The sequence below is a fragment of the Peribacillus sp. NJ11 genome (assembly GCF_030348405.1).
Lineage (GTDB): Bacteria > Bacillota > Bacilli > Bacillales > DSM-1321 > Peribacillus.
Genome location: NZ_JAUCFO010000001.1, coordinates 91,648 through 113,276, shown reverse-complemented (window position 1 = coordinate 113,276; position 21,629 = coordinate 91,648). Strand labels below are relative to the sequence as shown.

Sequence of the window (21,629 nt, the reverse complement as noted above, 5' to 3'; positions counted from 1 at the left end):
TTTATGGGAATTAAGCATCCTTTCAAAACAGCCGTTATTGAATTTAATCCACAATTAAATCAATTGGACAACAATATGGATAATTTGCTAGAGGCGGTAACAGAAGCAGCAAAAAATGGAGCAAAATTAATTGTCACTCCGGAAATGGCTACAACAGGCTATCATTATGAGGATCGTCAGTCTATCCTTCCATTTACAGATACCATCCCTGGTAAAACGACCAAACGTTTTGAAGAAGTCGCAAAATTATACGATACACATATTGTCATAGGAATGGCGGAAGTGGATGTAGAGGACGGACTTTGCTATAATTCCGCTGCGCTTGTGGGTCCTACGGGATATATCGGAAAATACAGGAAAGTGCATCAATGGGCAACAGAAGATAACTGGGCTCATTGGGGGGACTTGGGTATACCAGTTTACGAAACGTCTATTGGGAGGATTGCAATAATTATTTGTATGGATTCAAGCTATTTTGAATCAGCCAGGATCGTTGCAGTGAAGGGAGCTGATATTCTTTGCTTTCCGACGAATTCAACAGGTGGATCGCTTTCGATGCTGCAGGCATGGGCTGAAATGAACGGTCTGTATGTCATAGGTGCGAATCGTTCAAATACAGAAACCGATTATCATATGGTCGGGGCAAGTGCCGTTTGGTCACCTTTAGGTAGGAAACTTGCTGAAACTCCATACGTGGAAGAAAGTCAAGCAAGAGATGAGACCGTCATTTTATATGCCGATATTGACCCTGCATTATTTGAGAATCCTGCAAAAAAAAGAATGGAAAAACGAAAGCCAGACCTTTACTCTGATCTAATGTTGCATGTCGGACCATGGGAGTATAAAAAATCGATAAACACATTAGAGCAAATTAGTACGGAGAATTATGAAAAAAAGATTTCTACTGCTTTATTGCAGTATGAACCGGTTATAGGAGATAAAAAAGAAAATCTAAAGAAAATAAAAAGGCTCTTGGCGGATGCTGCCGTAAAAGCAAAAGAACAAAAGAGCGAATTATCACTAGTTATTTGCCCAGAGCTTTCTTTAACAGGTCCTGTTAATTCACTTAGTTCTGAGGAAATCCGGAAACTCAGTGAACCCATACATGGAGTAACTGTAAGAGATATGAGAAGGCTTTCAGCTGAATATCAAATTAATATTATATTTGGTATGATAGAGAGAGAAGAGAATCACCTTTATAATACAGTTGTTCTTCTGGCGCCAGAGGATGATATAGTAACTAAAGCCCGTAAAATTCATTTGTCAGAATCGGACGAACGCTGGGCCTCTGCAGGTTGGGAAATTGTTGTTGCGAATGTAACAGATATTGGTCGTGTGGGCCTAATAGTCGGTTCTGATGCTACATTCCCTGAGATAGCCGGCATTATTGCCGTAAAGCGTGCTGATGTTATTATTATCCCCTCATGCTGGCATGGTGAATTTGGAGAAATATTGGCACTTCCTGAAAAAATCATGGAGAATAAGTTTCCTTTTAATTCAATGACTACTTGGGATGCAACTGCAAGATTTTCGCAAACGAAAACACTCATTGCAAATTTTATTGGTACTGATATCGGTTGTAAAGGTGGGAGTGCTCTTTATACGCCTGATCCAATCTATGGAAGTGATATGCCTGTAGTTGCCTCTTCTCAAAATGAAGAAGTATTGATAGTGGTTAATTCTAAAATGGAACAAAATTGGTGGTTTGATCAACATAAGCTTTTACTATCTAGAAGGACTATCTTTTACAGGCCGCTGGTGAAAAAATAAAAATGTAAACGCTTCAAATTCGAATTTAATAATTGTAACTCATTAAAAGTGGGAGTTAATATGAACAAACAGTACTGTTTCATTTCTCCCATATCGAGGTTTTGTAAATGAAAGTATTTCAATCAAAGCTAATGAAACGTTATGTAACTATTGTTTTAGTTGTCATTCTATTTGTACTGGCCTCGCTTTATATGATTGCCGTAAATGTAATAAATGGATCTGTTCGGTCTCAAATGGAGCATCGAGATGAACTTATAGCAAAAACCCTAGGGAACCAAATTGAGAATATATTCGAAAATTCAGTTTCCGATATGCGCCAGATATCACCCATTGTTACAAATTTTGATAATGATGCAGAGAATGCTTATCGAGTAGAAATGGAAACAATCCTGTCACACGATCCACTATATCTGTTTATTGAAGTATATAAAGAGGATCAGTTGGCCCTCCGTCTTCCGGATGTTCCCTTTTCTTATTTTGTAGAAAATGGTTCTATTATAAAAAGACTTTCCTGGAGTCAGACAAGCTATATTTCAAATATGATTGAACTGCCGGACGGGCGGAAGACCATTGCAATTGCCTATCCATCCATTAATGAACAGGGAGAATTTAAGGGGAGTGTAGTCGCTTATTTGAATCTACACGTTTTATCAGATCACCTTCAAAGGTTTGCAATAGGAAAAGAAGGAGTGAATGCGATGATTGACCGCAATGGAACAATTATCGCACATACCGAACAAAGTTATATTGGCAAATCCATTCAGAGTCATGAAGTTGGAATTCATCTTCAAAAAGAAGATTTTGATATATGGAATGGTGAGATTTTCAGCAAAGAAATGGTCATTGCCTATCGCCCCATTCTTTTGGGAGATATTAGTCTGATTGTGGGAGAACCGATTAAACAAGCACTAAATCCAGCTAGATTGGTGAAATTTTTACTATTCCAAGGTTTTTCTATCGTTTTTATTATAGCAATAGGACTTGCTATGTTCAGTGCATCAAGGGTGATTCGCCCTGTCACGACGCTTATTAAGCATGTGCAAGAATATAAAGAAGGTAAGCGAAATGCATTTGTTAAAGTGAAAACAAATGATGAAATAGAGGATCTATCGATTGTTTTATCAGAAATGGCTACGGAATTGAGGGAAAAGGAAAGAAGTATGTTTTATATCCTGGAGTCCATTCCATATTGTGTTATTACTACAGACAAAGATGGTAGAATCATGACCTTTAATAAAGGCGCTGAAGATTTAATGCTATATAGACGCGAAGAAGTATTAAATCAGCTAATTTTTAATTTGCCCATAAAACATGATATACAAGAGTTTGTTCTGTTAAAAACGTTTAATGCAGGGAAGTCTTTTGAAGAAGTCGAAAGCTATATTATTGATAAAGAAAAGGGGTTCCATGATGTTCGTATTTATGCCTCTCTACTTAAAGGGGAACAAGATGAGTACATCGGCTCCATTCTTGTCATTCGTGATGTAAGTGATGTTAAAAAGCTTGAAGAATACTTAAAACAAAGTGAACGGCTGGCATCACTGGGTGAGTTGACTGCTGGGATAGCCCATGAAATAAAAAATCCTTTAAGTATTATTCAGGTTGCAGCTGAAACGATTCGACTTCAAATTGAAGATGAATTTGAAGAAAATGAAGTTATTGATGAATTGACAGGAGATATTTTAACAGCATCGGATCGCATGAACAAACTATTAACGGATTTTCTGAAGCTTACCAAAGATGATGAATATAACAAGCATGTTCTAACGGATTTGGTTGTTATTACAAATGAATTGCTAAATTTATTAAGAAGAAAATTTAATGATGCAAACATAATGGTCACAACCGAATACAATTTTAGTAAAGCCCCAGTTTTAGGGGACCGGCATAAATTGACTCAATTGCTTTTGAATATTTTTTTGAACAGTATACAAGCGATAAAAGATGAGGGCAATATTCATATTTCGCTTAATGAGAAAGGGGCATATTGGAAGCTTTCAATTTCGGATACGGGAGAAGGCATTAAAGAAGATAAACTAAATTGGGTTTTCAATCCATTTTATTCCACGAAACCTGAGGGGACTGGTCTAGGGTTATCTATTGCCCACGAAATAATAGCTCAACACGGTGGGGAAATCTGGGCGGAAAGCGTAGACTCTCAAGGAACCACAATACATATTGAGATACTAAAATATGAGGAGAATCAATATGAAGAGCATTCTGTTTGTGGATGATGAAATTAGACTTTTACGCGTTCTATCACTGTCATTTCGAAAGAAGGGATATGACGTAATTCTTGCTGCGAATGGACAAGAAGCACGAAGAAGAATGAAAGAGGACGATCCCAATCTTATTTTTCTGGATTTGAATCTTCCTGATGCAAATGGTTTGGAACTCTTAGAGGAGTTCATTGCACTTTATCCTCAAAAAGTGTTCGTCATTATGACAGCTTATGGCGATATAGAAAGTGCTGTATCCGCAATAAGGGCAGGCGCATTTGATTATTTAGTAAAACCAGCAAAACTAGAAGAAATAGAACTTGTGATTAATAGGGCATATACACTACTTGAAGTTAAACAAGAGAATATCCAATTGAAAAATCAGTTAAACAAGCTTGAATCGTTAGAGGGCTTTATTAGTATAAGCAAACAAATGAAACAGATTTATGAATTAATTGGACGTGTCTCAGCCACAGATGCAACGGTTCTTCTTCATGGAGAAAGTGGAACAGGAAAAAGTATGATCGCCAAAATGATTCATAGCTTAAGTGATCGAAACCAAGGTCATTTTATTTCTGTAAACTGTGCGGCTATCCCTGAAAATTTATTGGAAAGTGAGCTTTTCGGTTATGAAAAAGGTGCTTTTACCGGAGCTGCAGCCAGTCGAGCGGGAAAATTTGAAGCTGCCCAAAATGGTACTATTTTTTTGGATGAAATTGGTGAGGTGCCACTTACGCTTCAAGCTAAGCTTCTTCAAATCGTTCAGGAGAAATCATTTATGCGTCTGGGAAGCAATCAATTAAAACAAGTGGACGTTCGAATTATTTCTGCAACAAATCGTAATTTGAAACAAATGGTACAAGAAGGAACTTTCCGCGAAGATTTGTATTACCGCTTGAATATTATAGATATGCATATTCCTTCACTTCGAGAAAGAAAAGAAGATATTTCCCTTTTGGTTGGGGAATTTTTGGAGAAGCACCGTAAAAAAATGAAGAAAAATTATCGTGTATCACCTCAGCTTATGAATATTTTGACAGCTTATGAATGGCCAGGTAATGTTCGGGAGCTTCAAAATGCTGTAGAGCGAGCAGTTGTTTTGTGTAAGGAGGAAGATTTGTCGTTACAAGATTTCCCTTGCGAAATTAAGGGATCTAGTGAACTGAGTTCAGAGTTACCCACCATCGTTTCTTTTAATAAGAAGAGAACGCTTCCTGAACAAATGGAAGACATTGAGCGACAATTTATTTTGTCTGCAGTTGAGGAGAACAATGGCCAAATTGCTGCAGCAGCTAGAGAACTAGGTATTTCAAGGCAGCGGTTATTTTACAAGATAAATAAATATCATGAACAAATGAATAAGTCATCTGAAGAAATTAAGCAAAAAAAAGAAGAGTTTTATTAATTCTTCTTTTTTTTGTTTTAATATTTGTAATCTTCACTTTTTTTGTAAAAGGATTTTTTCAAAGAGAAAAATTTTTTTACAAAAAAAGAAGAATTTTTAAAAAAACCTTTATTATAGCGTGTGGCATAGTTCTTGCATTCATTTCTATTAAAGGAATAAATTCAAAAAAGGAGTGGCATGATGGGTTTTCATCCTTTATTAGAAGGTGCAATTGAGTTGCATTGCCATACGTATCCGAGTATTTTCCCAAGAAAGCAAACTGATTGGGAATTTATAGAAGACCTAAAAAAGGCTAAAATGGCGGGGGCCGTGTTAAAGGCACATGAGGCATCAACTGTAGACCGCACTACATTAATACGCTTAAAAGAGCCTGATCTTCATGTTTATGGTGGACTTGTGTTAAATGAATTTACAGGTGGCTTATCACCCAAAGCTGTTGATGCTGCAATTAGGCAGGGTGCCAAAATAATTTGGATGCCTACTATTTCAGCAAATCAGCATTGTTGTAATTTTGCCAAGAAGAAAACCCGTTTTTTCAATAGTGAACGGAGCCTGCCCATTGAAGATGGTTTAACCATTTTAAATGAGAATAAACAGTTAAAACCTGAAGTCATTGAAATTCTGGAACTTATTAGTGAGGCAAATATAACCCTTGCAACAGGTCATTTATCGGAAGAAGAAGTGGCTGTTTTAATTGATGCAGCCAAAGAACGTCATATCGATAGAATTCTAATTCAGCATGCAGATCTAGGCATTGCCCCTGTCTCAATTGAAATGCAAAAAGAGTTTGCCAAAAAAGGCGCTATCATCGAGAAATGCTATTTAGCCTGTGGTGAGGATTTTCAAGACTTAACGGTAGCTCAAATGGCTAAGTCTATACGTGAAATCGGGCCAATGTCCTGTGTACTTGTAACTGATTATGGCCAAGAACACAATATTCCGCCAATAGAAGCATTAAGTCGTTTTGTCGGTGAAATGATCGAAGAAGGTATAACGGAAACCGAGATTGAAAGGATGATTGTTCATAATCCAAAGCAGCTTTTAGATATTGAATAGTGAAGGTGGTGGCGTGTGATGGAAGAGCAACTGATTAGACTTATATATACCATCGTTCCAAAAGATAGGGTACTGACAGATTTAGCAGAGCTATATTCTTACAGTTTTGATGCTTCATTCGGTGAATACTTGCCGGAAATCGTTGTTCAACCAAAAAATAAAGAAGAAGTGGCAGACTTAGTCAAGCTAGCAAACGAATTTAAAATTCCTGTTTACCCAAGAGGGGCAGCTACCTCTTTAAGCGGAGGTTCCCTTGCTGTTGAAGGGGGCATGATTCTAGATATGTCACAATTTGAGAAAAAACTTGTTATTGACCGTGAAAATTTACTGGCAATCTCCTCACCAAGTGTAATTACAGGTGACATACAACAAAAGGCAGAAGAGGTGGGCTTATTTTATCCTCCCGATCCAAGCAGCTCCCATGTCTCAACAATTGGAGGAAACTTGCTGGAAAATTCAAGTGGTCCAAAAGGCTTGAAATATGGTACTACGAAGGAGTATGTGATTGGTTTGGAAGTTGTTACGCCAACCGGGGAAATTATTCGGACGGGGGGGCGAACGGTTAAAAATGTGACAGGCTACGATTTAACAAGACTCATAGTTGGATCGGAAGGCACACTGGGAATTGTAACAGAAGCCATCTTACGTCTTATTCCAAAACCGATTGCAAGAAAAACTCTATTAGCTTCATTTGTACGAATTGCTGATTCAGGGCACGCCATAACAAAAATCTTATCAAATGGTATTTTACCATGTGCGATGGAATTAATGGATAATGCATGTATTCGTGCGGTTGAAAATTACTCACCAGCAGGTTTGCCAATTGAGGCGGAAGCGATTGTCATCATTGAAGTAGACGGTCATCCGGCGGCAATCGAAGCAGAAATAAAAAAGTGTGAAGATATCTGTCTCTTACAAGGCGCAACAAATGTCAAAGTGGCGAAAACAGATGCTGAGCGGGATGTGATATGGAAAGCGCGTAAAATGGTCTCTCCAGCTATTACACAAATGGGACCAACGAAAATTTCTGAAGATGCGACAGTGCCAAGAAGTCAAATTCCCGCGATGATTGAAAAGCTTTATCAAATTCGTAAGAAATATCAGCTGAACTTAGTAGTTTTTGGTCACGCGGGGGACGGTAATCTCCATCCCAATATTATTACCGACAAGAGAAATATAGAAGAAATGAAACGTGTCGAGGATGCAGTCAGTGAAATTTTTGAAGCTGCTATAGAACTTGGCGGGACGCTTTCAGGGGAACATGGGATTGGGATATTAAAATCTCCATATATGGAATTGGAGCTTGGATCTGATGGTCTGCTCATGATGAAAAAAATTAAAGATGCATGGGATCCAAATTCTATATTAAACCCAGGAAAAATATTTCCACAGCCTGGAAAGTTAAAGGTGGAACTAACATGAATGAAGCTCCTCTTGAAAAGGAACTAGCGCTTACAGATAAGTTTACCCAAAAATTGCATGATCTTTCGTATGAGGCAACCAATCAATGTGTGCAGTGCGGATACTGTCTCCCTGCATGTCCAACCTATGAATCTATGGGGAAGGAATCACAATCACCTCGCGGACGAATTAACCTGGTCAAAATGGCGGCAGAGGGAAAAATCGATCTTCAAAAAGATCTAGCTGAACCAATTGACCTTTGTCTCGGTTGCAGAGCTTGTGAAGTAGCGTGTCCGGTTAATGTACCATACGGACAAATTTATGAGGCAGCCAAAGAAGTCATAACTGAAAATCAAAAGCATGAACATCATAAAAAGCAAAATAGTAAACCCAAGATTCAAACAAAAGTGGTCAAGTTTACGTTGACAAGTTTATTTCCGCACCGCAAGCGTCTTCGTACATTAGGCAACCTAACCTGGCTGTATCAAAAAACGAATTTAAATAAAGTGGTGCAAAAAACAAAAATGATTAATAAAGTGTCAGAGTCCATGGGACAGTTTGAAAAGGTCTTGCCGGAGCTCGAAGCCCCATATAAACGTTATAAATACGGTCAAAAATTCCCTGCAATAGGTGAGACTAAAGCAGTAATTGCCTTCTTCCCGGGGTGCATCATGGACGCTATCATGTCTAAGACTAATAGACTTACAATTGAACTGCTTCGAGTAATTGGCTGTGAAGTGATTATTCCGCAAAATCAAAATTGTTGCGGTGCACTTCATTCCCATCAAGGATTGAAAGAAGAGGCTGTAAAACTCGCAAAAGCAAATATAGAAGCATTTGAAGCGTCCGGTGCTGATTATTATGTCAATAACGCTGGAGGCTGCGGAGCGATGCTTAGTGAGTATAATCACCTTTTTGGCCAAGAATCAGAATGGAAAAAGCGCAGTGAAGCATTTGTAGGGAAATCAAAAGATATTACCGAAATTCTGGTGAAGTTTGGCCCTCTCCCATTTAAAAAAGATTGGAATGGTATTATAACGTATCAAGATTCTTGCCATTTGAGAAATGTCCAGGGAGTATTTCAAGAACCTAGGCAACTTCTTAGGTCCATACCAGGTGCAAGTTATTTGGAGATGGAGGGTAGTGACCGTTGCTGTGCTTCTGGCGGTATTTATAATTTAATCAATTTTGATGAATCGATGAAAATATTAGATGAAAAAATGCATAAAGCTGGAAAAACCAAAGCGAAAACAATCGTTACAACCAATCCGGGGTGCCTGCTCCAAATGAAACTAGGTGTAGAGAGAAGCGGCACTAGAGGTGATGTGGATGCTAAACACATTGTAGAAATATTAGCGGATGCTTGTTTAATTAAGTAGGCAAACGCTTATGGAAGTGACACTAGACCGTAGTATTTCCATATATAAAAAGATTGACACACATTGAAAAAAACATTTTTTTACAACTGAATTAAAAAAGTGCCTGAAATATGGCTTTTAATGTGGCCTAATACTTGTATAACTATAAGTCAGCAGCTCGTCATTAAAATTAAAGGAGGGAGAACGAAGTGGAACTATTAGACTTTATCGGTTCGAACTGGGGGGACCTTTTAGCAATGACATGGGAACACATCCAATTAGTTGGATTAGCGGTTGGGGTAGCCATCTTACTCGGTGTTCCATTTGGAGTTTATATTACACAGCACGATAAGTTGTCTAACCTTGTACTGACAGTTGCAGGTATTATTATGACGATACCAAGTATTGCACTGTTCGGTATCATGATTCCGATTTTATCTATTATTAATCAGGGAATTGGGTTTTTACCAGCGTTTATCGCCTTGGTCTTATACTCGCAGCTTCCAATAATCCGTAATACATTCATCGCTGTTAAAAATGTGGATCCCAATATGCGTGACGCGGCTATAGGAATGGGAATGACAACATGGCAGCGTCTTCTAAAAGTTGAAATCCCAATTGCCCTTCCAGTCATTATGGCAGGAATTAGAATGGCCGTTGTGTTAACGATTGGAATTGGGGCCATTGCAGCCTATATCGGTGCGGGTGGACTTGGTGTATATATCGCAAGAGGGATATCCACAAGTTACACAGAGATGGTTCAAGCTGGAGCCATTGCTGTTTCAATATTAGCGATCGCGGCTGACTATTTACTAGGTCAGGTACAAAAACGGGTTTCGCCCAAAAAAGTTCATATAGGATAGGGAAGGGGATGTCTTATGATTACATTTAAAAATGTTTCGAAGGTATATAAAAGCTCTGATAAATCGGTGAAAGCAGTGGATAATGTAAATATGACAATAGAAAAAGGCGAGATTTGTGTATTCCTTGGCCCCTCAGGTTGTGGGAAAACAACACTTTTACGAATGGTTAATCGTCTGGTTTCGATTACAGATGGGACTATTGAAATCGGAGGCAAAGATATTTACTCATTGGACCCAATCGAATTAAGACGCTCAATCGGCTATGTGATTCAACAAAATGGTTTGTTTCCGAATATGACGATTGAAGAAAACATTAATGTTGTTCCAAAGATGCTGAATTGGAACGAAGGGGAAATGAAAAAACGTTACAAAGAATTAATGGAAATGATGGGATTGAACCATGAGGAATACCGAAAGCGTTATCCTTGGGAACTATCCGGAGGACAGCAACAGCGTATTGGAGTGGCAAGAGCGCTAGCGGCAGACCCGCCCGTCATGTTGATGGATGAACCATTTGGAGCACTGGATCCGGTTATTCGTGATAAGTTACAAAATGAATTTTTACGAATTCAAAAAGATGTAAAGAAAACAATCTTGTTTATTAGTCACGATATCGATGAGGCTTTGTGCCTTGGGGATAAAATCGCTATATTTAACGATGGCCAAATCATGCAATATGGAACACCGGATGAGATTTTGTCTAATCCCCAAAATGATTTCGTGAAGAATTTCATTGGGAATGATCGTGAAATTAAACGATTACAGCTATTAACGGTTAGGGATCTATTGAATAAAGCGAAAAAGGTAAATCGTAAAATGAATATGAAAATTGAATCTAGCGAATATGTCGTTAATATTGATACAGATCTTCGAACAGCGCTTTCTCTATTATTATCATCCCCAAAAGGGGAAGCCGTGATTATGGATCATAAAGGACAGCCAAGCGGAGTACTAGGTATTGGTGACTTTGAAGTTTTGACAGGTGTTCACCCTTCGAAGTTAAAGTCAATAGTTCAATAAGGAGGGTTTTTGATGAAGGAAATTAACAAGATAGAAATAATGATTCGCGCGTTGTTAGTGTTAATTATTGTTGCCCTACTCGTTTATACTTTCCAATCAGGTGCGTTTCAATATATAAAAGAAAACTCTGGTGAACTTCTATACTTAGCTGGACAGCACATGAAATTGGTGGCGCTTTCATCGATGGCAGCCATTCTTGTGGCCGTGCCGCTGGGGGTTTTTATTACGAGACCTCAGTTTAGAAAATTTGAATTTATAGTAGTAAATTTTGCGAATATCGGGCAAACGGTTCCGAGTATAGCAATTTTGGCGCTTGTAATGAGTTATTTAGGTTTAGGGTGGCAAACAGCGGTATTTGCGTTGTGGTTCAGCTCACTTCTCCCAATTTTACGTAATACAATCGCTGGAATTCAATCGGTTCCTCCATCAATTATTGATGCTGGAACAGGAATGGGGATGACGCAAAAGCTCATTCTTTTCAAGCTTGAACTCCCGAATGCGTCATATGCGATTCTTGCTGGCATTCGTACCGCAACAGTTATTAATGTTGGATCAGCTGCACTTGCCTTCTTAATTGGAGGAGGTGGGTTAGGTGACCTTATATTTACCGGAATTTCACTTTACGATCCAGGCATTATGCTCGCAGGTGCCATTCCTGTAATCTTTTTGGCCGTTGCAATTGATTTTCTATTAGGAAAAATTGAAGAAGTCACTACTCCGAAAGGATTACAAAGAAAAGCTGATTTTATATAAGACAATAAAGGGGGAAGTAAAATGAAAAAGTTTAGCCTATTATTTTGTGTCGCGCTTCTTGCCTGTATGCTTACAGCATGCAGTTCTTCGGAGTCCAATGCCGGTTCAAATGCAAGTAAAGGGAAAATAACGGTAGGCGGGAAAGATTTTACTGAACAGCACATTTTAACGCAAATTACTTCTATTTATTTAAAAGAAAAAGGATATAAAGTCGATGAAGCAAGTAGTATGGGGAGCACAGTGGCCCGGTCTGCGCTTGAAAATGGCCAGCTCGATGTGTACTGGGAATATACGGGTACGGCACTAATGGTCTATTTAAAGGAACCTGTTGAAACTGATCCAGATAAGGCATATGAAAAAGTAAAAGAACTGGACAGAAAGAATGAACTTGAATGGTTAAATAAATCCGAGTTTAATAACACATATGCTATTTTAATGCGGGAAGATTATGCAAAAGAATTAGGAATCAAATCAATATCCGATCTTGCTGATTTTATAAAGAAAAATTCTAGTAAATTAAAATTTGGATCAAACTCTGAGTTCTATGCACGAAAAGATGGAATGAAAGGTTTAGAGAAAAAATATAATTTCTCTTTACCAGCTAAAAATGTCGTCAAAATGGATACAGGACTTCTATATAATTCTTTAAAAGAAGGCCAGGTTGATGTAGCTGTTGGTTTTGCTACAGATGGTCGCATTAAAGGGTTTAAACTTCTTGTGTTGGAAGATGATAGTAAGTTTTTTCCAGCGTATAATGGAGCACCTGTCATTCGTCAAGAAGTATTAGAGGAGTATCCAGAATTAGGAGATCTACTTAATGAACTGTCAGATCATTTAGATGCAGATACAATGAAGGATCTAAATTATCGTGTTGATATTAAACATGAAGATATTAATGAAGTTGCTAAAACATGGCTGGTTGAACAGGGAATGATAGATTGAGATGAAAGCAAATAACTCACTCATCACCTACATAGAATCTGAGTCGATAAAATGTTTGGACGGAGGCACATTAACTTCACTCAAAGAAGCTCTAGCAGACATTATCGCTTGTACTATTGCAGGTCGAAATACGAATGCAGCAGAGATTTCAAAAGAATTTGCTGTATCGCAGTGGGGGACGGGAAACAGTTCGCTCATCCTGTACCGTGAAAGATTAACGACTGCCGGGGCAGCTTTTGTCAATGCGACAATGGCAAATGCCCTAGATTTAGATGATGGTCATCGCCTCACAAAAGGGCATCCCGGCGCGGTTGTTTTTCCCGCGGTACTCGCCGTTGCAGAAGAAAATAATATAAGCGGAGAAGAGTTTTTGACGGCACTCCTTATAGGCTATGAAGTGGGCATCCGTGCTGGAATTGCAGCACACCTGAGCCGGCCAGATTATCATTGTACAGGCTCTTGGGGAGCAGTTGGTGCTGCAGCTGGTGTTTCGTACATTTTAGGACTAAAAGGGAATACGATTGGGAACGCACTGGGCAATGCAGAATATTTTGGTGCTTATTCTCCAATGATGCGCTGCATCGAACACCCGTCTATGTTAAAAGACGGAATTAATTGGGGATGTATGGCCGGGGTTAGTGCAGCTCATTTAGCAAAAGCAGGCTATACAGGTATTCCATCATTATTTACACAAAAAGAAGCAGAAGGGCTTACACACGATTTAGGAAAAAACTATCGTGTAAATGAACTGTATTATAAGCCGTATGCATGCTGCCGGTGGGCACAGCCAGCTATTGAGGCAATTAGGGAAATACAAACTAAAAATATACTAATATCCACAAATATTAATAAAATAGTAATTCATACATTTACAGAATCGGCAGCATTATCGAAAGATTATCCAGAAACTACAGAGGAAGCACAGTACAATCTGTTTTTTCCTGTTGCAGCATTTATTTCTTACGGTGAAGTGGGTCCAAAACAAATACAAGACCATCTGGATGATCCAAAAATTTTGAGCATTATGGACAAGATTTCAGTGGTAATCGATCAACAACTTAACGAAGCATTCCCTGAAAAAGCATTAAGTATGGTTAAAATACTAATGCAGGATGGATGCACATATCAATCAGAAATTATGCAAGCTCGTGGAGACTATAATTACCCCTTAACGGCTCAAGAAAAAAAAGACAAGTTTTTCAGGCTGACCACGCCATTTCTAGGAATAGAACCTGCGCAGAGGTTATCAGAAACCATTCAAAACCTTGAACATATGAAAAGTATCCGGGAGCTTATGATTGCTATAGAGGCATCGGCAACATAAAAAAATATGAGCACCTAATTGCACTGGTAAGTAGTACTATTCTTTAACTATGCACTTGTTGTAGCTGCCTGTGTAGTGATTCCGATCACTAAAAACCGGAGCTGGAAATTACAAATGTACATGGGGAAATGAGCGTCTGTTCTTAAGAAAACTATTAATCATTTCTGGACTTTTTATTGCACTTGTACCAAGAGACTTTGGTTGTTTTCGTTCAATAGGTTAATAAAATGATGGAATAAATGTATGAATTCCTTTTAAGGCTCCACAGATGAGAATACTGCCGAGACTGCTATAGTAGCACAACTTTTTCCAATCCGCTTTTTTATTACAAAAAGTACCCTATAGGCAGACCTTTTTAAAAGTGTCTATAGGGTACTTTTTAATATAAAACACCATTCAACGTTTTTATTACGGTTATTCTTCCCGAATGACTATTAACACACCAATAAAAATTAATATTGTACCTATCCAAAAAGACAAGCCGATTTGCTCACCTAGTAATAACCAGCCTAAAAACGTACCGACTATAGGTTGTAAAAAGAAAAATAATCCACCACTTGAAGCGGTAAGCATTTGCAGTCCGCGATTCCACAGTAAAAAGGCACATGCTGTCGAAATAACGCCTAAGTATAAAAGGCCGCCCCATATGGATGGATGCATTATTGCTTGGAAATCGAGCTCATCCAATCGACTAATTGTAAAAGGTGTTAAAAAGACAATTGCCACAAGCACAGCATAGGTAGTTACAACCAGTTGTGAATATTGCCCAGGTACACGTTTAATTAGAACTGACATAAGTGCCCAAGTTAATGCAGCAATAAGCAGTGATACGCCCCCAAGTTGGTGAGATGAACCGATATGGGCATTTCCGACAATGATACCGACACCGATTGTCGCTAAAATAACCGAAATTGATTTTTTAAAAGTAATCTTTTCTTTTAAAATGATACGTGCAAATATCACCATAAATGCAGGTGTTGTTGAAGTGATGATGGCTCCCATTTGTGCAGTAGAAAGTAGCGTACCGACTTCCTGGGTTACGATGGAAATTGTATTTCCAACAAGTCCCATAATAAGAATTAATAGCCAGTCCCTTTTTTCAATCCGCCAAGATTGTTTTGTTATAAAACCAATGGTTAGCAATGCTAAAATCGCAATTACATATCGTAATAAAACTAATTCAAGTGGTGGAACAACGTCTACCACAACTTTTACCACCACGTACATTCCGCCCCAAATGCTAGCAGCGAGTGATAAATATAAAGAACCTAATAAAGTGTTTTTCATTTTGTACCCTCCGTTTTAACTAGATCTTTCCAGTCCTTAACGGAGTTGCAAGTTTTCTACCGTTAAGGAAGAATGACTGCAGGTACATCATTTTCGAATAGCGGTGACCACATCATAAGCTTTCAGCTCACTTTCAAAAAATTTATTTTATCATATCATACAATAAAACTGTTCCGAGATTCTACTAATCATTCCTTTCAAAAATCAGTAAGCAATAACTACATACTCATTTAAATAAACAAAAAAATGTTTTATTGTCACTTTAATTATGTGAAAAGTTCCATCTTCGCTATTGAAGGCCACTTATCCAATTAAATTTGTGTCAGTCTCTTTTTTGTTAAGTGATACGGTTAGCGAAGAACAATTGGGGTAATACTAAAGGTAATATGAGTTATTTCTAAATTTTCAGAAAATTATATTGACACGGGAATAACTCTGTTATATATTGTTTTTAAGTTAAATTAATTGTTATATAACAGAAAGGGGAGCAAGATGATGAACACTTATGATAAAGCCTATGAAAGTTATTTAAAGATTTGTGAAAGGTATGAAATGGAGTCGATAAATATCGATCACTTCATCAAAAATTTAACCAAAGATCAGTTGGATGAATACAGTAAATTAGCTGTTTAAATGAAAGGGCGTGATTGCACAAGATGGACCTCCCGGTTGATGTAGATGTAGAAGCCAAATAGAAACCCCACCAGTTGCTAATAACAGGTGGGGTTTCTGTCATGTGTATGAAGAGTTTATTTTTAATTAGTATTGCAAAAAACATTTTTCGAAAATGGATTTTCAGTTGGAATAATGAAGAGGTTATTTGTAGGGAAGGTAAAGAACAAATGGAACTTGGTCAAATGTGGTATCGAAAATGATCGATATTATATAGTAATGTTTAGTGTTGGAAATAAAACGTGGACTAAAGATTGGATAATACTTTGGCATTAATAGTCTCTTAGGGAGTTTTTTTATCCTAATCCACATTAATAGTCAAAGTTAGTACATGCCTTTCTAGAAATATCACAATTCGGTATATTTCCTTTCAATTTTCCTGAATTCATTTGAAAGTTCAAATAAGGTGTGTAAAACGGCTGTTTGAATATATAGATTCATATAATTATCATTGCTCTTCTTTTGAAAAGATAAATCATGTTTTTCATCAATTACTCGATTTATACAATCATTAATTTCGCTCCACATTTCTTTCGTTCCTTCTTTATTTTTAGTCTCCATAATCTCCCACTCCTTTTTTATTAGTTTATCCACTCTATTACATTCTTATACTTTGTTTTTTTATAAATATTAAATACAGTTGATGATTAGCTCTTGATTTGGGAGAGCGAAGCGAGTATAGTATCCGGACACAACTATTTTTTGGCAGCAATTACCTGCTAAAAGTATAATGACTTTTCCTGGCATTTCCAAAGCATGGGGATTTGAATAAATCGTAATGGGCTATGGGAATTCCAGCGTCTCCAAATAAAGGTGCCGAAAGGGGGATTTTGGAGGGGGGCTTTGTCTCACTTCGTCTCTATAGTTGCTTAATTGGGCCATATTCTTGTGTGACGTATTGTACAAAAGGCAGGAGTTTGGAATAATTAGTATTAAGATGCTAAAACGCATGTTAAACCTTTATCGATTCAGTCCATGAATAGGAGCTTGTTATGTTTAAAATTATGATAATTGAAGATGATGAAAAGATTAGAAAAATAGTGGCTGATACACTAACGAAGTGGAAATATGTAGTTATGGAGATTATGGAGTTTGACCACATTCTAGATGATTTTGAGAAATCAAAACCTGATTTAATTTTATTGGATATAAACTTGCCAACCTTTGATGGCTTTTATTGGTGTCAGCAGATTCGTGCTATCTCAAGTGTGCCTATTCTGTTCCTTTCCTCAAGAAATCAAAACATGGACATCATCATGGCCATTAATATGGGAGGGGATGATTTTATACAGAAGCCATTTGATTTAGATGTTCTTGTAGCAAAAATCAGTGCATTGTTACGCAGGAATTATACTTATCAAAATGGCCATAACTTAAAATTAACGCACCGGAACTTGTCATTGTATGTAACAAACTCAACAATCCAATTTGAGGAACAGGCCATTGAGCTTTCACGTAATGAGTTTATCATTTTGCAATTGATGATGCGCAGAATAGGGAAAATTGTATCCAGAGATGACTTGATGCATGCTCTTTGGAATGATGAACAGTTTGTCGATGATAATACACTGACTGTTAACGTAAATCGATTAAGGCGTAAGATTTCTGGAATTGGATTGGAAGACTTTATTGTGACACGTAAAGGAATGGGGTATCTGATCGAATGAGGTTCCTGCAATTTTTAAAACATGAGAAGCCTTATATCATTCTATTTGTTTTTATCTTTTGTATGGTTTCTGCCGTTTTTTACACTGACCCTAATATGACATGGAACTGGAACACGTTTCTATATGCTTGGGTTTTAACGCTTTTCATATTAATTATTTTCTTTTTGTACCGGTATCAGCAAAATTTACGCGCGATCCGAGCCAGGGGTGACGAAGATCATGAGAACCTTTCTTTAGAGGCAGCCTCTTTACAGCAGTTGTTTGAAGAGAAGGAAAGGGAACATATAAGGTCTCTCAATCTGATTCATGAGAAACAAAACGAGTATTACGATTTTATTGTATCGTGGTTTCATGAAATTAAAACACCCATCTCAGTGCTGCGATTGATGCAGCAGACGGAGATCGATGCCAAGAGCTTTCATGATGAGGTATCAAGGATAGAGCATTATGTGGATCAAGCACTTTATTATGCAAAGTTGGATAGCTTCAATCAAGACTATGACATCAAGAATTGTGATTTGGACCAATTGGTGAAAGTGGTCATAAAAACTCATTCCAAAACATTTATTTCCAAGAAAATCCGCCTGCAGTTACAGATAGAACCAACCACCATCCAAAGTGACCCCAAATGGCTGCAATTTATCCTGAATCAATTAATTTCAAATTGCTTGAAGTACACGGAAGAAGGAGGGAAAATTAAGATTGAGACAGGTTCCGATTTAAAAGAAAAGCAGCTGATTATTAGAGATAATGGAATTGGTATAGAAAAATCGGATTTACCACGGATATTTAACCGGGGTTTTACAGGAACTAACGGGCGTACATACACAAAGTCTACAGGGATGGGGTTATATTTAGCCCAGCAATTATCCAATAAACTTGGTCATTATATCACGTGCACCTCTGAAACAGGTTTGTATACCGAATTTGTCATGCACTTTCCCAAAAATGTCGATCCCTATTTCATTATGCAAAAAAACGCAATGAGACCTTGATAAAGGCCATTGCGTTTTTTAATTAATATTTCTGATTTACGATTTTGTAGTAGAGATTCGCAGAAGACAGATAAAACAATACATAAATCACAAAGTATATAGCAAAGATGACCCAGAGCATCGAAGTAAGCTGCGGAAAATCTTGTACAGAATCCAGGATATAGTATTTTAAAATGAGCCAGCTGTGCAAAATGCCTAAAACTAGCGGAGGGAAGAAAACAAAGAGAAGTTGTTTACGAATCACGCTTTTCAATTCACGGTCTGCGGTACCTATCTTTCGCAGAATGGAATACTGTCTCTGTTCTTCCGTTGCTTCCCGCAGTTGTTTAAAGTAAATAACGCTAGCCAATGCAAACAGTGCAATGACAGCCAGGAAAGCAGCTGCAAATAACATTAAAGATGAACCTTCTATTTGCTTCGAATACACATCAGCAAACGAAGAATAGTAAGTGCCGGGCTTCTTCGTTACAATGGCATGTATATCACTTGATAGGGATTCAGCCTGCTTCTCATTTTCGATTTCATAAATTTCAAAAGGGATCGATTTGGCTGTGCTTTTTAAATTTTGATAAGCATCATCTGAAATGATCAGGACTGCAGGCTTTAATATCATAGATTGAACAGGGTCGCTGGCCCAGCCTAATAATGCGTAATCTTTCTTCTCTACCAGTTTTAGAGTGATATCTTCATTTATATTCACTTTAAAACTTGGCAGCTGATTGGAGGGGAAGGATTTTGGAGAATCTGTTCCTTGTGACAGAGATACAGCTTCCATATCATTTAAATGGATTTCCTCCTGATTTCCACGCAATGAGATGATTTCGTTATATGCTTTTTCTGGAAAAAGAAAAACGTCCTTTGAAAAATACTCAGGGTTCTCAAAAGCCAGGTCCATGTTTGTATTTGGCTTTCCTACTAAGGCTTCCAAAGTTTTGTGATACTCTATTGAGTGGTCGGAGTTTTTTATTTTAGCGTCAATTTTATCGTTTGTTTCCTTATCCAATGACTGGAACGCAATATCATTTGGTAAATTCCTGCCGACAGCTTCAAACTGGACAGCGTAATTAATCGAAACGAATCCAATCAAGAAAATGATGGTTGCACTGAACAAAGAGATGAAGGTAAGGTTTAACGTATTCGACCTTATTTGAAAGCGCAATGACGAGATCCACAATACCCGATTGCCTTCATGGAAATTATGTTTCTGGCTAATCTTTTGCAGCAGCCAGCCGGAGAACTGACGGAAGAACAAATACGTTCCACCTATCATTCCGACTGTGACAGCAATCATGGCAAAAGTTGCGTGTTCTTGCCATATGCTTGATTCTGTGCCCCGGCTGATCAAAAAGAATTGCGTTGCTAATAACACTAACGACAAAGCAGCCATAATGAACGAAGAAGGTATGGGTTTTTCCATTTTTTCTTTGGCATGAAACAACTCCACCAGTTGAACGCGGCTGATCATGAAGAAACTTTGGATACTTACGATGACCACTAGCAAGAGAAACAGAATAATTGTCGAGCCGATCGCTTGATAAGGGAAATTTAGCGTAATGACATTGTCGTATTGCATTAAGTTCATTAATGACATACCGAATAATTTGGATAATAGACCACCAAGAAGTATTCCAATTACAAGCGAGAACGATCCAATGATCAAATTTTCAACGAATACCATTCGTGTAATCTGACTTTCTTTCATACCTAGAAGCAAATAGAGTCCAAATTCCTTTTTTCTTTGCTTCATAAAGAAAGAGTTAGCATAGAGAATAAAGAAAATGATAAAGAGGAAGATAACCACTGAGGCAATCGATACACCCGTTTGGAAATTTTCCTTATTGTTGAGTACATCCAATATATCTTGATTATACATAAGTGATGAGAAGGTGAAATGGATCATGACACCTGTAATCATGGCAAACAGATAAATCGTATAAACACGGAAATTACGCTGAACGTTCCGCAACGTCATATTCAGTAAGTTCACCTTTAAATCCCTCCCATGGCACTCTGGATGTGAAGGATTCGATCAAAGAAGTCACTTTGACTTTGGTCACCTTTATAAAGCTCGTTTACGATTCCTCCATCACGCAAGAAGATAACTCGTTTACAGAAGCTTGCTGCATACGAATCGTGTGTAATCATAAGGATAGTCGTTTGAAAGGTTACATTTAAGGTAGCTAACTGTTCCAATAATTGTGTTGCTGATCTGGAATCAAGCGCACCTGTAGGTTCATCTGCAAAGACAATCGCAGGATTTGTAATGATGGCACGTGCAGATGATGCCCTTTGTTTCTGACCACCAGAAACTTCCGTAGGGTATTTATCCTGGACTTCTTCAATATTCAATGCCTGAATGACTGGTCTCAGCCGTCTTTCCATCTCATCTATAGAAAATTTCCTTAATGAAAGGGGCAGAAGAATGTTTTCTTTGATCGTTAAAGTATCAAGCAAGTTGTAATCTTGAAAGATGAAACCCATTCGTTCTTGGCGAAATGTACGTAATGCCTTTTTGTTTAAATATAACAGCGCCTGTTCTTCAAGCCAGACCTCCCCGCCAGAAAATTTATCAATCGTCGATAGCACATTCATCAGTGTTGTTTTTCCTGAACCAGAAGGACCCATAATAGCTGTAAATTCACCCGAAGTTATTGTCAGATCAATATTCTTTAAAACCTGTGTCTTTCCATAGAATTTAGATAAGTTTTTAGTTTGTAATACTTTTTTCAACGTAAATCTCCTCCTCATGTTACATACTATAAAATTCATCCTATTCTCCACCATAGATGTAACACGAAGTTAGATTACAATTTTGTCACATTCCAATTTGAATATGTAAAATAAAAGGTAATGAACAGTGAATGTAATAAAGAATTCCCCAAATCAATTATGCATTC

At 37.7% G+C, this 21,629-nt stretch carries 18 protein-coding genes; 14 read left to right on the top strand and 4 right to left on the bottom strand.

The features are described from left to right. Positions 1–3: 3 nt before the first annotated feature. From QUF86_RS00555 to QUF86_RS00505, 11 genes are all read left to right on the top strand, one after another. The gene (locus QUF86_RS00555) at positions 4–1,770 is read left to right on the top strand and encodes a nitrilase-related carbon-nitrogen hydrolase (protein WP_289333298.1); all 1,767 of its coding nucleotides are present in this window, start codon (positions 4–6) and stop codon (positions 1,768–1,770) included. A 107-nt stretch (positions 1,771–1,877) separates the two neighbouring features. Then, on the top strand, positions 1,878–4,004 hold the full coding sequence (locus tag QUF86_RS00550; protein ID WP_289333297.1) for a PAS domain-containing sensor histidine kinase: 2,127 nt from the start codon (positions 1,878–1,880) through the stop codon (positions 4,002–4,004). After that, positions 3,997–5,394 (top strand): sigma-54-dependent transcriptional regulator, encoded by a 1,398-nt coding sequence (locus QUF86_RS00545; RefSeq protein ID WP_289333296.1) that lies wholly within the window; start codon positions 3,997–3,999, stop codon positions 5,392–5,394. The genes QUF86_RS00550 and QUF86_RS00545 overlap by 8 nt, the downstream gene beginning before the upstream one ends. 180 nt (positions 5,395–5,574) lie before the next feature. Beyond that, positions 5,575–6,450 (top strand): DUF6282 family protein, encoded by an 876-nt coding sequence (locus tag QUF86_RS00540; RefSeq protein WP_289333295.1) that lies wholly within the window; start codon positions 5,575–5,577, stop codon positions 6,448–6,450. 18 nt (positions 6,451–6,468) lie between these two features. Then, the gene (locus QUF86_RS00535; protein WP_289333294.1) at positions 6,469–7,872 is read left to right on the top strand and encodes an FAD-binding oxidoreductase; all 1,404 of its coding nucleotides are present in this window, start codon (positions 6,469–6,471) and stop codon (positions 7,870–7,872) included. Further along, a complete protein-coding gene (locus tag QUF86_RS00530; RefSeq protein ID WP_289333293.1) occupies positions 7,869–9,230 on the top strand; it encodes a (Fe-S)-binding protein in 1,362 nt (453 codons plus the stop codon). The genes QUF86_RS00535 and QUF86_RS00530 overlap by 4 nt, the downstream gene beginning before the upstream one ends. A gap of 188 nt (positions 9,231–9,418) precedes the next feature. Beyond that, positions 9,419–10,072, top strand: coding sequence for an ABC transporter permease (locus tag QUF86_RS00525; protein ID WP_289333292.1), 654 nt, complete (start codon positions 9,419–9,421; stop codon positions 10,070–10,072). A 15-nt stretch (positions 10,073–10,087) separates the two neighbouring features. Then, on the top strand, positions 10,088–11,092 hold the full coding sequence (locus QUF86_RS00520; protein ID WP_289333291.1) for an ABC transporter ATP-binding protein: 1,005 nt from the start codon (positions 10,088–10,090) through the stop codon (positions 11,090–11,092). Positions 11,093–11,104: 12 nt separating this feature from the next. Then, complete coding sequence (locus QUF86_RS00515) at positions 11,105–11,845, top strand: ABC transporter permease (RefSeq protein WP_289333290.1); 741 nt, start codon at positions 11,105–11,107, stop codon at positions 11,843–11,845. 21 nt (positions 11,846–11,866) lie between these two features. Further along, the gene (locus QUF86_RS00510) at positions 11,867–12,787 is read left to right on the top strand and encodes a glycine betaine ABC transporter substrate-binding protein (protein WP_289333289.1); all 921 of its coding nucleotides are present in this window, start codon (positions 11,867–11,869) and stop codon (positions 12,785–12,787) included. 1 nt (position 12,788) lies between these two features. Then, complete coding sequence (locus QUF86_RS00505; RefSeq protein ID WP_289333288.1) at positions 12,789–14,111, top strand: MmgE/PrpD family protein; 1,323 nt, start codon at positions 12,789–12,791, stop codon at positions 14,109–14,111. Between the two features lie 414 nt (positions 14,112–14,525). Here the strand turns inward: QUF86_RS00505 and QUF86_RS00500 are convergent, their stop codons facing one another. Continuing rightward, positions 14,526–15,398, bottom strand: coding sequence for a DMT family transporter (locus tag QUF86_RS00500; RefSeq protein ID WP_289317689.1), 873 nt, complete (start codon positions 15,396–15,398; stop codon positions 14,526–14,528). Positions 15,399–15,893: 495 nt separating this feature from the next. Here QUF86_RS00500 and QUF86_RS00495 point away from each other — a divergent pair, with 495 nt between their 5' ends. Then, on the top strand, positions 15,894–16,031 hold the full coding sequence (locus QUF86_RS00495; RefSeq protein ID WP_289317688.1) for a hypothetical protein: 138 nt from the start codon (positions 15,894–15,896) through the stop codon (positions 16,029–16,031). A gap of 387 nt (positions 16,032–16,418) precedes the next feature. Here the strand turns inward: QUF86_RS00495 and QUF86_RS00490 are convergent, their stop codons facing one another. Beyond that, the gene (locus QUF86_RS00490; RefSeq protein WP_289333287.1) at positions 16,419–16,631 is read right to left on the bottom strand and encodes a hypothetical protein; all 213 of its coding nucleotides are present in this window, start codon (positions 16,629–16,631) and stop codon (positions 16,419–16,421) included. Between the two features lie 431 nt (positions 16,632–17,062). Between QUF86_RS00490 and QUF86_RS00485 the strand changes: the two genes are divergently transcribed. Together QUF86_RS00485 and QUF86_RS00480 are read left to right on the top strand one after the other, a co-directional pair. Next, on the top strand, positions 17,063–17,737 hold the full coding sequence (locus QUF86_RS00485; protein ID WP_289317686.1) for a response regulator transcription factor: 675 nt from the start codon (positions 17,063–17,065) through the stop codon (positions 17,735–17,737). Next, a complete protein-coding gene (locus QUF86_RS00480; RefSeq protein ID WP_289333286.1) occupies positions 17,734–18,732 on the top strand; it encodes a sensor histidine kinase in 999 nt (332 codons plus the stop codon). The genes QUF86_RS00485 and QUF86_RS00480 overlap by 4 nt, the downstream gene beginning before the upstream one ends. Before the next feature lie 22 nt (positions 18,733–18,754). Here the strand turns inward: QUF86_RS00480 and QUF86_RS00475 are convergent, their stop codons facing one another. Next, a complete protein-coding gene (locus QUF86_RS00475) occupies positions 18,755–20,719 on the bottom strand; it encodes an ABC transporter permease (protein WP_289333285.1) in 1,965 nt (654 codons plus the stop codon). 2 nt (positions 20,720–20,721) lie between these two features. Beyond that, positions 20,722–21,462, bottom strand: a complete 741-nt coding sequence (locus tag QUF86_RS00470) for an ABC transporter ATP-binding protein (protein WP_289333284.1) — start codon at positions 21,460–21,462, stop codon at positions 20,722–20,724. Positions 21,463–21,629: the final 167 nt, after the last annotated feature.

Coding starts and splice junctions, on each gene's coding strand:
- QUF86_RS00520 (WP_289333291.1), top strand. CDS start 10,088: ATGATTACATTTAAAAATGTTTCGAAGGTATATAAAAGCTCTGATAAA.
- QUF86_RS00500 (WP_289317689.1), bottom strand. CDS start 15,398: ATGAAAAACACTTTATTAGGTTCTTTATATTTATCACTCGCTGCTAGC.
- QUF86_RS00515 (WP_289333290.1), top strand. CDS start 11,105: ATGAAGGAAATTAACAAGATAGAAATAATGATTCGCGCGTTGTTAGTG.
- QUF86_RS00505 (WP_289333288.1), top strand. CDS start 12,789: ATGAAAGCAAATAACTCACTCATCACCTACATAGAATCTGAGTCGATA.
- QUF86_RS00495 (WP_289317688.1), top strand. CDS start 15,894: ATGAACACTTATGATAAAGCCTATGAAAGTTATTTAAAGATTTGTGAA.
- QUF86_RS00530 (WP_289333293.1), top strand. CDS start 7,869: ATGAATGAAGCTCCTCTTGAAAAGGAACTAGCGCTTACAGATAAGTTT.
- QUF86_RS00535 (WP_289333294.1), top strand. CDS start 6,469: ATGGAAGAGCAACTGATTAGACTTATATATACCATCGTTCCAAAAGAT.
- QUF86_RS00510 (WP_289333289.1), top strand. CDS start 11,867: ATGAAAAAGTTTAGCCTATTATTTTGTGTCGCGCTTCTTGCCTGTATG.
- QUF86_RS00480 (WP_289333286.1), top strand. CDS start 17,734: ATGAGGTTCCTGCAATTTTTAAAACATGAGAAGCCTTATATCATTCTA.
- QUF86_RS00555 (WP_289333298.1), top strand. CDS start 4: ATGGGAATTAAGCATCCTTTCAAAACAGCCGTTATTGAATTTAATCCA.
- QUF86_RS00540 (WP_289333295.1), top strand. CDS start 5,575: ATGGGTTTTCATCCTTTATTAGAAGGTGCAATTGAGTTGCATTGCCAT.
- QUF86_RS00490 (WP_289333287.1), bottom strand. CDS start 16,631: ATGGAGACTAAAAATAAAGAAGGAACGAAAGAAATGTGGAGCGAAATT.
- QUF86_RS00550 (WP_289333297.1), top strand. CDS start 1,878: ATGAAAGTATTTCAATCAAAGCTAATGAAACGTTATGTAACTATTGTT.
- QUF86_RS00485 (WP_289317686.1), top strand. CDS start 17,063: ATGTTTAAAATTATGATAATTGAAGATGATGAAAAGATTAGAAAAATA.